Origin of the sequence: Tunturiibacter gelidiferens (assembly GCF_014201335.1) — a bacterium.
Taxonomy (GTDB): Bacteria; Acidobacteriota; Terriglobia; order Terriglobales; family Acidobacteriaceae; genus Edaphobacter; species Edaphobacter lichenicola_E.
In genome coordinates this window covers 1-13,257 of the sequence record NZ_JACHEB010000016.1, presented here as the reverse complement: position 1 = coordinate 13,257, position 13,257 = coordinate 1, and the positions used below count along the sequence as shown (strand labels likewise).

Below are 13,257 nucleotides of genomic sequence, written 5' to 3'. Positions count from 1 at the left end.
AGCCTTTCCTCGTCACTCTCTAGCGTGTGTTACCGATGACCTCCGCCTCCGCCCCCCCCGCCGTGGAAGCCGCCACCACCGCCATGGAATCCGCCGCCGCCGTCATGGAACCCACCACCCGCGACCGACGCTCCACGGTACCCGCCTCCTACGCTACGGAATCCATAGCCGCCGCGATAGCCATAACCACGCCCATAGAAGCCTCGGCCGTAGACGAATCCGCCGCCATACAGGTAATACGGAGAGTAGAAACCAAAGCCGAAAGGACTGAAGAACGGTCCGCCAACAGGCAGCCAGTCATATCCGTAAAGATCGGGGTCCCATGCCCAACCCGGCGCGAATCCGCCGTAGCCGTAGGCAGGCCCGTATCCGGCATATTCCGCTGCCAGATCGACATTCGCCTCGCCAAGGTACTGAGAGCGCAGTTGACTCCAGCGATAGAGGTCGTCCTGTGAGCGGTCTTTGTCGAAGCCAACAGGCTTTACGCGCTCGCCCGTCAGTGCAAGCTGGTGCCCGCCCTTCACTTCGATCGGCTTCACATTGCTTTCGAGATTATTGCCGGGATAAACCGCAGCCTTGCCGTCGAAGCTCCGCACCGTATTCGCATCTGCATTGAATTCATACAGACCATTCTTCAGAATCTGCGTCTGACCGCCCTTCTGATCGATCAGGATTCTGTTCTGCGGGTAGAGCTGGTCGGCCTCTACCTCAGCACGTCCGCGCTCAACCGAAACCTCCGTGTGCGTCAGGTCTGGCCGTATCATCTTCACTGTGCTGTTCTTATCCAGCCGCAGGAAGATGCCTGGCGTCAACAGCATCTCCGCTTTGCCGTCCGCGGTCGCCAGATACTGCCCAGTTTCTACATTGGCCTGACCCACAGAGCGCGCCGTGACCTGTTGGCCATTGATTGAAGCCTGACCTTCGACATAATTGAGAGTTCCCGGGCGGGCTGGGTTCGTACCGGGCTGTTGTCCAAAAGCCGGCACAAACAGAGTCGCCAGGGCAAGGGAGAGAAGTGAAGTTAGCCTTGGCATTTCATAAAACCTCTGTCCATTTAGATGTGACAGAGAGGTAAACGTCACAACAGACTCAACCTATGCCTGACCATTGAACCCCATGTAGCTCAATAAGTTGCTGTCGAGACCGGCGTATGACCAGGCTGAGACACAACGCTGTCAAAACAACGGAAAATCCGCTCCCGTCCTCGAAAACTCATCAAAAGCGGATCCAAGAATCATTTGTAAAAGTTTTGTTATCTCGATTCGCTTACGACAAGTGAAGATTCAATTGAAAAAGCTGGCGCATTCACGCCAGCCTCTTCGTTCACTCGCCTGGAGAAGAGACCTACAAAATATACCGCGAGAGATCCTGATCCTTCACAATCGAAGCGACCTGCTGCCGCACATACTCAGGGTCCACCACGACGACCTTCTCCACGCCCGTCGCGGTCTGCCGTTCAATCACGGGCAGTGGAGGCGATGGCACCTGCGCTTCCGACGTCAGCGAAGCCGAGACAGGTACTTCGCCCACCACACCTTCTTCCGTAATCTCCGCCCTTGGACTCTTGAACAGATCAGGGGCCTGGAAACTGATCTCGTCCAGAACGCGCTCAAGAATCGTATGCAGCCTGCGAGCCCCAATGTTCTCAGTGGTTTCGTTCACTTTGAAGGCGAACTGCGCCATCTCTGCAATCGCCTCCTTCGTAAACTCCAGCTTCAGCCCTTCAGTCTCCAGCAGCGCCACAGACTGCTTCACCAGCGACGACTTCGGCTCCGTCAGGATGCGAATAAAGTCATTCACCGTCAACGAATTCAGCTCAACGCGAATTGGAAATCGCCCCTGCAGCTCCGGAATCAGATCGCTCGGCTTCGAGACATGAAAGGCCCCAGCCGCAATAAACAAAATGTGGTCGGTCGAAACCATCCCGTATTTGGTGTTAACCGTAGTCCCTTCAACGATCGGCAAAATATCCCGCTGCACACCCTCACGCGAAACATCCGGCCCATGGCCACCTTCACGCCCAGCAATCTTGTCGATCTCATCCAGAAACACAATCCCCGAATCTTCCACCCGCTCCACCGCAAGCCGAGTCACCTGATCCATATCGATCAGCCGATTCTCCTCCTCCTGCACCAGGTAGTCGAAAGCCTCAACCACCTTCATCTTGCGCTTCTTCGTGCGCTGTCCAAACAGGCCCGGCAGCATGTCCTTCAGGTTGATATCCATCTCCTCCGAACCCTGGTTGGAGATGACCTCAAAACTAGGCTGGTTGCGGTCGCGCACATCCAACTCCACCGTCCGCTCATCCAGCTTTCCCTCGCGAAACTGCTGCCGCAGCTTCTCCCTCGTCCTGTGCTCGCGGTCCCCCGGCTTCTCTTCGTTGTCATCCACCGGAGCCGCAGCAGGAAGCTGGATTACATTGCTCCCGGGCTCGTGCGTGGCCGCAGCCGCCGTCGTAGCGGCCGCAGGTGCCGCAGACGGCGTCGGAGGCAGCAACAGATCGATCAGCCGATCCTCAGCCGCAAGCTCCGCCTTATCCTCAACCTCTTCCATCTTCTCTTCGCGAACCATGTCGATGGCGATCTCCACGAGATCTCTCACAATCGACTCCACATCGCGCCCCACATAACCCACCTCGGTAAACTTCGAGGCTTCAACCTTAAGAAACGGCGAGTTCGTCAGCTTCGCCAGCCGCCGAGCAATCTCCGTCTTGCCCACGCCCGTCGGCCCAATCATGATGATGTTCTTCGGCATGATTTCGTCTGCCAGCTCAGGCGAAAGCTTCTGCCTGCGCATGCGGTTGCGCAGCGCAATCGCCACAGCCCGCTTGGCCGCATGTTGTCCAACCACGTATTTATCAAGCTCCGCGACGATCTCTCGCGGTGTCATCTCATCGAGCGCAAGCGCCTGATCTTCTGCTGCTCCGGGTAAAAAAATTGCCATGTTGCCGTACTCCTGGTCGCATATCGCTGCGACGAAACTTTAGGGTTCTACGAATGGCCGGCGCTACTGGTTCGCTGGCGGTTCAGTCTTCAGCTCTTCGACCGTCATCTGGTCGTTGGTGTAAACGCAGATCTGGCCCGCGATCCTTAGACTCTTCACCGCGATCTCACGGGCGCTTAAATCTGTGTTTTCCATCAGAGCTCTCGCACTGGCCAGCGCAAAGCTGCCGCCCGATCCGATCGTCGCAATCCCCTCGTCCGGATCGATCACGTCGCCGGTGCCCGAGATCAGAAACGTGTACTTCGGATCGGCGACAATCAACAGCGCCTCTAACTGCCGCAGCATCTTATCGGTACGCCAATCCTTGGCTAACTCCACCGCTGCGCGTCCCAGGTTGCCGGCATACTGCTCCAGCTTCCCCTCGAACCGCGCAAACAGTGAGAATGCATCCGCGGTCGATCCCGCAAACCCCGCCAGGACCTTATCCTGATAGAGACGGCGTATCTTCTTCGCCGTTCCTTTCATAATTGTGGCTCCCAACGACACCTGTCCGTCAGCCGCCATCACGACAGAGTCGCCGCGGCGCACGCAGATCACGGTGGTCGAACGAATTCGCCGCCCTTCGCCCAGATCCAAAGGATGGGCAAGACCGGACAGAAGAGTGGAGGCTTGTTTTACAACAACAGACGACTTGGTGCGGGAAGAAGAGGCTCGCTTCATGGGCAATCTCCAGTATATCGTGCAAGCGACCTTGTCCCCTTCAAGTCGCTTCTCCGTTCCATACCCGGAAAGTTGTGTACTGATACAGCACCTTCTCGCTGACGATCCCCTTGCCATGGTCTATGCTTTTGGGCAGAGACTGTGTTTTCGCTGATTACAACCCATCTGCCGCTCGCCCTCCGTTCGCCGAGAGTCCTCATCGCCATTGGTGCAACCACTGCGGCAGCTATAGGTGTCACTACCTACGCACTTACTCGCCGCAGGCCAACCGCTGAAGAGCTCGAGCGAGAACGTCGTGAGCTGTTGGCGCGAACTGGGCGCATCACCGACGGAACCATCATGGACACCATGATCGCGGAGGTTCGCAAACCCGCACTCGACCTCGCAGACGATCCAGAGCCAGTCCGCCAGGGTCCTATGACACCGGAGATGATCGTCTACGTCTACCGCATCGCGGGCGTAACGTACGAGTGTGCACAGGACGTCACCATGCTTCCCGAACTGGTTTACGGCGTCCGCACCGACCTTCCGATCCAGGTCCGCTACGCTCCACAAAATCCAGCGAACAGCATCGTCGTGGCCGAAACATGGAGCGGCCTGCGGCTGGGCACCCGCCCCCCCGTGCCTTATCCATCGGAAGAGGATGAGCTCAGCGAACCGATCTAGGCCCTGCGCGGGCGGCGGTCACTTCTTGACGTGTATACCGGCTTCGCCCGTGCCTCCCGATGGTCGGCATAAAATTGTTGATCGCGACCAACGGGAGCGCCAACCGAAGGGGTACACAAGTCACGAAGTGACCGCCCCGCGCGCAGCGGGCATCTCTCTTTAGCGGCGACGTAACCCTTGTCGATTGAACCTAACCCCCGCGCAGACTACACTTAATCTCATGCACATGGTCGCCACTCCGAATAGCAAGATGCAGCGTGTTCTGCAGCTGTCGATGGTGCTCACGCTGGCATACGTCGGAGCGACCTTCTACTTCGGTCTGCGCGCTCACTCCCTGGCCCTTATCTCAGAAGCTGGCCATAACGTCAGCGACCTGCTGGCCATCGTGCTCTCGTTCGTTGCCGTCTACTTTCAAGCTCGCCCGGCCACCGATCAGAAGACCTTCGGCTATCAGCGAGCGGGTGTGCTGGCCGCATTCGTCAACGCCGCCACCCTCATCGTGCTCTCGGTATGGATTGCGATCTCCGCGATCCATCGCTTCAGCGAGCCGGTCGCAGTGCAGCCCAAGCTGATGATGTACGTCGCCGCGGCCGGCGTTCTGATGAACGGCACGGTCGCCGCACTGCTCTGGAAGTCCTCCGGCGACGTCAACATCCGTAGCGTCTTCCTTCACATGCTCGGCGACACGCTCTCCACTGCCGCGGTCATCGCAGGCGGTGCCGTTATCTTCTTCACCGGCATGTCATGGATCGATCCCGTTCTGTCCATCCTCATCGCCGCAATGATCCTCTGGAGCTCGGTTGGCATCATCCGCGAGACGCTGAATATTCTGCTCGAAGGCACGCCGCGCAACCTCGAGCTCGGAGAAATCCGTCAGGCCATGGCCTCGGTCAGCGGCGTTCTCAACGTGCACGATCTCCACGTCTGGAGCCTCGGTTCAAAGTCCCATGCGCTCGCCAGCCACGTCACGATCGCCGAAATGCCAATGTCCGAGTGCGGCAACATTCTGACGGATATCAAGTGCGCGCTGCGTGACAGATTCCAGATCACTCACACCACAATCCAGTTTGAAATCACCGGCTGCGAGACCACCCATGGTTGCGCAGCCCCGCCGGAGCCCGAAACCGTCGGCGCGCACAGCCACGGTGGACACGACCACCACGGCCACACTCACTAGGCCAGAACCACTAGTTGAAGAAGCAGCGTGAACCACCCAGCTTGTCCTTTGGAGGCAATCGGTGCAGGAAACTGTTGTTTCTCAGGTCCCCGTAAGTCGCCAGTTTACCAATCGCAGCTATCGCATCGAATCGATCGACGTTCTGCGTGGTCTCCTGATGGTCGTTATGGCGCTCGACCACGCGCGCGACTACTTCTCAAGCGTATCCATCGATCCAACTGATCCGGTTCGCTCGTGGCCAATCCTCTTCATCACTCGATGGATCACCCATATCTGCGCCCCCGGATTCCTCCTTCTGGCCGGCACCAGCGTGTACCTTCAGCGTCGGCGCAAAAGCGCCGCTACCCTCACTCGCTTTCTGATCACTCGCGGTCTATGGCTCATCTTCCTTGAAGCTACGGTCGTCAGCTTCGGCTGGTCGTTCGGCTTCGGCTGGCCGATCCTGCAGGTTATCTGGGTTATCGGTGTCGCGATGATCGTTCTCGCCGGTCTCCAATGGTTTCCTCTGCCAGTTGTCGGCATCTTCGCCGCCGTCGTTATATTCGGCCACAACTTGCTCGACGTCTTCCACGCCACAGCCGACGGAAACTGGGCCAACACCTGGCGTATTCTCCACGAGCGCGGCCTTCTGACTTTCAACGGTCATGCCATCATCCTGTATGGCTACCCACTCCTGCCGTGGGTCGGCGTCATGGCTCTCGGCTTCTGCTTCGGCCCGGTCGTCGTGCAAACTCCGAAACGCCGCCAGCGCTTCTCTGCCCTCTTCGGCGCAGCCAGCCTTGGCCTATTCGCTGTGTTGCGCCTTACCCACAGCTACGGTGATCCCGGCCCCGGCCTGCAACATCTGGCAACATCCACCAACACCGTGATGTCGTTCTTTTCGGTGCAGAAGTATCCACCCTCGCTCCACTATCTGCTATCCACACTTGGAGTTGTCTTCCTGCTCTTTTCTCTGGCCGACTATGCCGTCCAGCACGCTCGTGCACCCCGCATCCGTGCATTCCTCGATGTCTATGGCAGAGTCCCGTTCTTCTTCTACATCATTCACATCTTCCTCATCCACGCATTAGCTCTCGTGGTGGCTGCCTCCATTCGACCCGACTGGCAATTCTGGATCACGCCCGACGTTGTCTTCATCAGCCACTTCAAAAACTGGGGCTACTCTCTACCCGTCGTCTACGCCATATGGATCAGCGTGGTCCTCGTGCTCTATCCAGCGTGCGCATGGTTTGCCAAACTCAAGGACCGCCGCCGTGACTGGTGGCTCAGCTACCTGTAAGCCGCCGCCGGCTTCACAAGAAAAGGCACGAGACAATCGCCCGTGCCTTTCCCTGGAAACTCACCACGATGTCGCCGATTAGACCAAAGTTGCGTCGAGCGTAATCGTCGCAGCCTTCAGCACCTTCGACACCGGGCAGCCAACCTCGGCATTGTGCGCCAGCTCATCGAACTTCGCCTTATCGATGCCAGGAATCTTCGCCTTGGTGGTCAGGTGGATCTTGGTGATCGTAGGCGCGCCATGAACATCGAGGGTCAGCACCGCGGTCGTCTCAATCGTGTCGGGAGTAAATCCAGCCTCAGTAAGCTGGCCGCTAAGCGCCATCGTGAAGCAGCCCGCATGCGCCGCCGCAATCAGCTCCTCGGGGTTGGTACCCACGCCATCGGCAAAGCGCGTCTTGAAGCTGTATTGCGTATCCTTCAACGTGCCGCTCTGGGTTGAAATCGTGCCAGTGCCGTCCATAATCTTGCCGTGCCATACTGCGCTTCCGGTGCGATCCATCGTAGTTCTCCTTTTGTTTTTCGACTGTTACAAATCAACAGTACCTCCTTCGATGCCCCGCTTGAACCAAAGGACCTTGAAAATATCTCCGTCTGCGGTAGCATCTCGGAATGCAGCCGACATCAGCACCCGAAGACGCAACCAATCAGACCGCGACCTGCCCGATCCCCTCTCTCCCGGCCGAGCATCACTCGCGCTTCTGCCCCACTTGCTCCTCACGGCTCGAAGACAGCCGCTGCAAGCTCGTATGCCGTACCTGCGGCTATTTCCTCAGCTGCGCCGATTTTTACTAAGCCCTACTTCGTACCCTGGCTAGCCTTCCGTGCTGCTTCGAACTCATCATTAGCCTTCCACTGGATAATCGTCGGCGCGCTCAAAGCCTCCCACCCCAGCTCCATCCCAAAGCGGTCGAGCTTCGCGTTCCCGCTGAAGTCCCAATCCTCATGGAAGTTGTCGCTGAAGTTGTGATAGTCATGCTCCGTAAAATCCTCATGCTGCTTGTGTCCCCAAGCCGCATCATGCCCCTCATAAAGATTCCCCGTCTCAATCGAGAACGCCGGAATCCCCACACGCGAAAGGCTGAAGTGGTCCGAGCGGTAGTAGCTCCCCGCCGAAGGCCGCGGGTCCGGCACGATAGCAAGATTAAATCTCTTCGCCGTAGCCTCCACCGTCGGATAAAACGTAGTCCTCTGCGCCCCGTTTACATTCGTCTCGAGCGGCACGCCAATCGGCAGAATCATGTCGTAATTAATATCCAGCGCAATCTGCCCCGCAGGAATCGGCGGATGCTGCCCGAGATACTCCGACCCCAGCAACCCCTGCTCCTCCGCCGTCACCGAAGCGAAGATCAGCGAGTGCGGCAGCTTCACGCCGGATTGCGCCCACGCTCGCGCCATCTCCAGCAGCATCCCGCAGCCCGTGCCATTGTCCGCAGCGCCGTTATAGATATTGTCCCCAGCCATCCCCGGCACAAATCCCAGATGATCGTAGTGAGCCGTATACATCACAGCCTGATCTTTGCCTCCAGCATTCGCACCCGGCAAAATCCCCACCACGTTCGGCGACTGGAACGACCGCACCGTGCTCTCAATATGCGCCTTCAACCGCACCGGCAACTCCACCGCCTTGAACCCGCGCTTCCCCGCCGCGATAATCTCCGCATCCGCATCCATCCCACTCGACGCAAAGATCTTCTTCGCCACATCCAACTGAATCCAGCTCGCCGCCTCGAGTTGCGGATTCTTATCATCCCGCAGATAAGTCTTCTCACTCGTATTCGAGTTCTTCACCACATCCCAGCCATAGCTCGCCAGGTCCGTGCGATGAATAATCAGCGCGCCCACCGCACCCTTCCGCGCCGCCTCTTCAAACTTGTACGTCCAGCGCCCGTAGTAAGTCAGCGCGTCACCACCAAAAAAGTTCGGATCGGTCGAAGGCGGATCTCCCACAATGCAAAGAATCACCTTTCCCTTCACATCCACGCCCGCATAGTCGTTCCATTGAAACTCCGGTGCATCCACGCCATACCCAACAAACACAATCGGAGCATCAACATCCACACTCGGAGTCAGCACGCGATTGCTCACCGTATAGTCGTCCGCATACTTCAGGTCGATCGAATAAAGATCAATCGAATTCCCCGCAGGTTTATTCGGAATCAGCGACATCGTCGTCTTTTCGGGAATCACCTTTGTGCCAACAAAGTTGATCTGCTGCAGATACGTCCCGTTGTCCCCGCCCGGCTTCAGCCCATACAGCGCAAACTGCGTCGCAATGTACTTCGCCGCAATCTCGCTCCCCCGCAGCCCCGGCCCGCGTCCCTCCAGCAGATCATCAGCAAGAAATCTCACCTGTGCACGAATCTTCTCACCGTCAATCGACGCCTCTGCCGCCTTCACCGCGGGCGGAATGGACTGCGCCATCAGCGCTCCAGAAAGGCAGCTCACCGAGGCAACCACAGCGACAGCAAAACGAATTTTCATCAAACTCATGCTCCTCGAGTACGACATTCTTCGACACGATCAGTCTAATCGCATCTTCCCGGCGTCCCGCTGCCATCCAATACAACAGCGCACCTCTCCCCGCCTGCGTCGCAGCCGTCGGAAGTACTTTTATTTTGATATGTTTATTCGCATGGTGATGAAGCGCTTCGGTGTAGTTCTGGCGTTGCTGTTGACGGTCTCCCCGATGGTCTCCCCGGTCGGTGCACAGGACAAGGCACTCGCTCCAACTCCGCCGATGGGATGGAACAGCTGGGACGCCTACGGCGCCACCATCAACGAAGCTCAGTTCCGCGCCAACACAGTCGTTCTTGCAGCGCAGCTCAAAGAGTTCGGCTGGCAGTACGTAGTCATCGATGAAGGCTGGTATCTGCAGAATCCGGAAAACGTCTCCATGCCGGAGGCCCTTCGCTATACCCTCAACCGGCGCGGACAGTATGAGCCCGCTCCCAACCGGTTCCCCTCTTCCGTCAGCGGCAGCGGCTTTAAACCCCTCAGCGACGTCGTACACGACGACGGACTCCGATTCGGAATCCACATCATTCGCGGCATCCCTAAGAAGACTGTGCTGGCCAACACGCGCATCGGGAACACCTCCTATCGGGCCAGCGCAGCCGCCGACACGACCGATACGTGTTCCTGGAACCCGGACAACTTCGGCGTCAAAGCCAACGCCGCCGGCCAAGCCTGGTACGACGCCCTCATGAAGCAGTACGCCGCCTGGGGCGTCGACTTCCTCAAAGTGGACTGCATCAGCCATCCCTACAAGAGCGCTGAGATTCGCATGATCCACAAAGCGATCGAACGATCAGGCCGCCCCATGGTTCTCAGTCTCTCTCCCGGGCCAACGCCGCTCGATCACGCCACCGAGGTCCAAAAGGATGCACAGATGTGGCGCATCTCGGACGACGTCTGGGACCACTGGGATAAGGACCCCGAGGCGCCATGGTCTCAGAGCATCAAAGGTCAGTTCCCCATCCTCGCCCAGTGGGCCGAACACGTAAGGCCGGGCAGCTGGCCGGACGCGGACATGCTGCCCATCGGACAGCTTCGCCCCAACCCAGGCGAAGGCAAACCGCGCGCCTCGCGACTCACCGAAGAGGAGCAGCGCACCATGATCACACTCTGGGCCATCTCACGATCGCCGCTATTTATCGGCGCAAATCTCACACAGATGGATGACGCGCTGACGTCGCTCCTCACCAATCAAGGCGTCATCGATATGGCTCGCTACTCCACCAACTCGACCATGAGCACAAACGACGGAGACCTTGTCACCTGGACCTCGCAATCCATCAAGGCCGACAAACGTTATCTCGCCATCTTCAACCTGGGCGACACACCCATGCACATCGACAAAACCTTCGCCGAGTACGGCTACGTCGACCGCGCCCAGTACAAAGTCCGCGACCTCTGGCAAAGAAAAGAACTCGGCACGCTGAACTCTTTCCAGATCGATCTCCCCCCACACGGCTCAGTCGTCTACTCTCTCCACGACTAACCTTTCCTAAGTCACGTTGTAAAAAAAACACTTCGCGGCCTTTATGGCCGTCATCCTGAACGGAGTGAAGGATCCCTGTATTCGTCTTTGCCGTTGCCTGTCCCTTTTTTGTCATTGATGTAAGCCGTGACGTATGAGACCGTCCAGAGAAAGATCTTGTCCGGGAAGATTTTTGCCTTCATGAGGTCGAGCCGATCGCTTCCGAGAAGCGCGTTTATCAGGACCGATTCTGTCCTGAGTTAGATATCGAAGTTGCCGATAACCCGACTTTCCGGGAGTCGAACCTCTTACAATGATCCGAATATGACCCTTGGTATGGAGTTTCACGACGCACGCTTGCTCGACTTGATCTGCCGGTCCGATGGAAGCGGTCACGCATTGTTCCATGCGTGTATCTACAGGTCTGAAGGCGTCGTTTTCATAGACCCACAAGAGTCCGGATGGCAAAACTGTCGCTTGACCTTCCAAGGTATGCGAGTCGAGGGCACCAGCGTGGAGCCGGGCGAGTACTCCTCTGGGGGTTCCCTATGGGTTGATGGGAAGATTCACGATGATGTCGTCCTTCTGCCGTTAGACCACGATGGCGCAATACAGGTTCATCTGGTGATGTCGCCGCTCTTTGAAACCCTGAAGATTCACGCTGAAAAAGTCTCATCCACCCTTGAAGGTCCGTGGGAGTTAGAGCGCGTCTGGAGCTTGGAAGAGATGACATAGCGAGCGGCTAGGCCAGTACAGAGCCATTGGCAACATGTACGGCTGTTGCAACTCACGCAAAACGAGGTTATGACCAACTTCGTCCCGTTTCGAGCGTCTGGGAGCACGAACTTGCCGACAATGCGACTTTCGAGGAACGATGACAGCGGCGAACCGGACGTAGAATTTGAAGCATGCGTCTTTCACTTTCTATCAACGATCGCCATGTTGCGCGTGCTTCGCATGAAGGCAGCGGCTGGCTCGGAGCTCACGTCAGTCTCAGCAACGATATAAAGTCTGACGAACCAGCTAACCGCGTGTGGCTTGTTGCGGCGGATATTTCAGAGGAGCCCAATACCGTCCACTCGACTTGGGAACCAGTGGAGGTATCAATTGGAGACAAAATTCACATTGATGTTCTGCCTGACGGTGAAGCCGATCCCCCAAGCACAGTAACCAAGACATCCGCTTCTGCCGACAATCTTTTCTCAGACGTTTCGCAAGCTCGCTTATTGCTGGAAACCGTCCGGACCTGCGATAAGGCTCTATTGGAAGCGATGGAGCGCTCTGTTGGCGTTGAGCCAGAAGATGAACTTCATAAAATCCGCTATGCGATTGCGGCTGTGCTTGCTGAAATTGATCAGCAGCTAATCAGGCCCACTCTCCAGCGTCACCCTGAGCTTCTTCCGATGGCCAAAGAGATGAAAGTGCGGTAGTTCAACTAGAAAGTCCCGGAAAACGGAGTTACCGCAAAGAACAGCTTTGCAGCAAAGGCGAGGTCTGCGCCTGACCGTTACTCGCAGACGGTGCCCAAGTCCCTGGGCGCGGTCAGTATTACCCTCTGGCCCCTTTCGGAGCGGTCCTTCCCCTCTGCTGCTTCGACAGAATAGCCCAGAGTCAGGGCGACATCTCGTTTGTGCATGGAAAGTGGGGTTACTGAGATGGTCCGCCGCTTGATCACCTGGTTTGGACTGGGTGATCTTGTAGGCAGGTATAAGGAGGATCATCGATATGCAGATTGGCTCGGTAGGGATAGATCTTGGCAAGACGAGCTTTCACGTGGTGGCGCTTGGCGATAACGGCAAGGTGCTGCTTAAGAAGAAGTTCTCTCAGAAGCAGCTGATCACGTTTACCGCTAACCTGCAGACGTCGCTGATTGGGATGGAGGCATGTTCTGGAGCACACTTTCTGGGCCGTGCGTTGCGAGCACAGGGCCACGATGTGAAGCTGATCCCCGCTCAGTTCGTGAAGCCCTTTGTGAAGTCGAACAAGAACGACTTCCTCGATGCCGAGGCGATTGCCGAAGCGGTCGATCGGGACAACATGCGGTTCGTTCCGATCAAGACCGATGACCAGCTCGACCTGCAGGCGCTGCACCGGGTGCGGGACCGGCTGATGGTACGAAGAACTTCTGTGATCAACCAGATTCGTGCGTTCTTGTTGGAGCGCGGCATGGTCTTTGCCAAGAGTCCCATCCGCCTGCGGGAGGCCATCCCCGAGGTGCTAGAGAACGCGAACGAAAACCTCACCCCGAGGATGCGGAACCTGGTCGCGATGCTATGGAGTGAGTGGAAGGACCTGGAGCTTCAGATTGTCGAGATGAACGACGAAGTGGAGCGAATCGCTTCAAGTGATGCTGCATGCATCAGGCTGCGCCAGATCCCGGGGATCGGACCGCTGGTTGCACCGGGTGCGTCGCTTCGATCGGCAACGGGGCAGCCTTCCAGAAGGGACGAGAGTTTGCAGCCTGGATGGGACTGGTACCGAAGCAACATTC

The 13,257-nt window shown here is 57.4% G+C and carries 11 protein-coding genes and 1 pseudogene; 7 read left to right on the top strand and 5 right to left on the bottom strand.

What is annotated here, in order from left to right:
- Positions 1 to 29: 29 nt before the first annotated feature.
- The 3 genes from HDF14_RS24490 to hslV form a co-directional block, all read right to left on the bottom strand.
- A complete protein-coding gene (locus tag HDF14_RS24490) occupies positions 30 to 1,034 on the bottom strand; it encodes a hypothetical protein (RefSeq protein WP_183981385.1) in 1,005 nt (334 codons plus the stop codon).
- Positions 1,035 to 1,344: 310 nt separating this feature from the next.
- A complete protein-coding gene (gene hslU / locus HDF14_RS24485) occupies positions 1,345 to 2,943 on the bottom strand; it encodes an ATP-dependent protease ATPase subunit HslU (protein ID WP_183981384.1) in 1,599 nt (532 codons plus the stop codon).
- A gap of 63 nt (positions 2,944 to 3,006) precedes the next feature.
- A complete protein-coding gene (gene hslV, locus HDF14_RS24480; protein WP_406707268.1) occupies positions 3,007 to 3,663 on the bottom strand; it encodes an ATP-dependent protease subunit HslV in 657 nt (218 codons plus the stop codon).
- 141 nt (positions 3,664 to 3,804) lie between these two features.
- Here hslV and HDF14_RS24475 point away from each other — a divergent pair, with 141 nt between their 5' ends.
- The 3 genes from HDF14_RS24475 (at position 3,805) to HDF14_RS24465 (ending at position 6,785) form a co-directional block, all read left to right on the top strand.
- Positions 3,805 to 4,329 carry a hypothetical protein gene (locus HDF14_RS24475; RefSeq protein WP_183981383.1) on the top strand — a complete coding sequence of 175 codons (525 nt, stop codon included), beginning with the start codon at positions 3,805 to 3,807 and terminating at the stop codon, positions 4,327 to 4,329.
- A 220-nt stretch (positions 4,330 to 4,549) separates the two neighbouring features.
- Complete coding sequence (locus HDF14_RS24470; protein WP_183981458.1) at positions 4,550 to 5,506, top strand: cation diffusion facilitator family transporter; 957 nt, start codon at positions 4,550 to 4,552, stop codon at positions 5,504 to 5,506.
- Between the two features lie 61 nt (positions 5,507 to 5,567).
- Positions 5,568 to 6,785 carry a DUF1624 domain-containing protein gene (locus HDF14_RS24465; protein ID WP_183981382.1) on the top strand — a complete coding sequence of 406 codons (1,218 nt, stop codon included), beginning with the start codon at positions 5,568 to 5,570 and terminating at the stop codon, positions 6,783 to 6,785.
- Between the two features lie 78 nt (positions 6,786 to 6,863).
- Here HDF14_RS24465 and HDF14_RS24460 read toward each other — a convergent pair whose 3' ends face one another.
- Positions 6,864 to 7,286, bottom strand: coding sequence for an OsmC family protein (locus tag HDF14_RS24460; RefSeq protein WP_183790513.1), 423 nt, complete (start codon positions 7,284 to 7,286; stop codon positions 6,864 to 6,866).
- Positions 7,287 to 7,582: 296 nt separating this feature from the next.
- Positions 7,583 to 9,268: a M28 family peptidase gene (locus HDF14_RS24455; protein WP_183981381.1), complete on the bottom strand. Its 1,686-nt coding sequence runs from the start codon at positions 9,266 to 9,268 to the stop codon at positions 7,583 to 7,585.
- A 7-nt stretch (positions 9,269 to 9,275) separates the two neighbouring features.
- On the opposite strand from HDF14_RS24455, the gene HDF14_RS24450 reads away from it, so the two are divergent.
- The 4 genes and pseudogenes from HDF14_RS24450 to HDF14_RS24435 all read left to right on the top strand — a co-directional run.
- On the top strand, positions 9,276 to 10,787 hold the full coding sequence (locus tag HDF14_RS24450; protein WP_260698565.1) for a glycoside hydrolase family 27 protein: 1,512 nt from the start codon (positions 9,276 to 9,278) through the stop codon (positions 10,785 to 10,787).
- A gap of 456 nt (positions 10,788 to 11,243) precedes the next feature.
- The gene (locus HDF14_RS24445) at positions 11,244 to 11,501 is read left to right on the top strand and encodes a hypothetical protein (protein WP_183981380.1); all 258 of its coding nucleotides are present in this window, start codon (positions 11,244 to 11,246) and stop codon (positions 11,499 to 11,501) included.
- A gap of 173 nt (positions 11,502 to 11,674) precedes the next feature.
- Positions 11,675 to 12,196, top strand: coding sequence for a hypothetical protein (locus HDF14_RS24440; protein WP_183981379.1), 522 nt, complete (start codon positions 11,675 to 11,677; stop codon positions 12,194 to 12,196).
- Positions 12,197 to 12,491: 295 nt separating this feature from the next.
- Positions 12,492 to 13,257, top strand: a pseudogene (locus HDF14_RS24435) (IS110 family transposase); the annotation flags it as partial.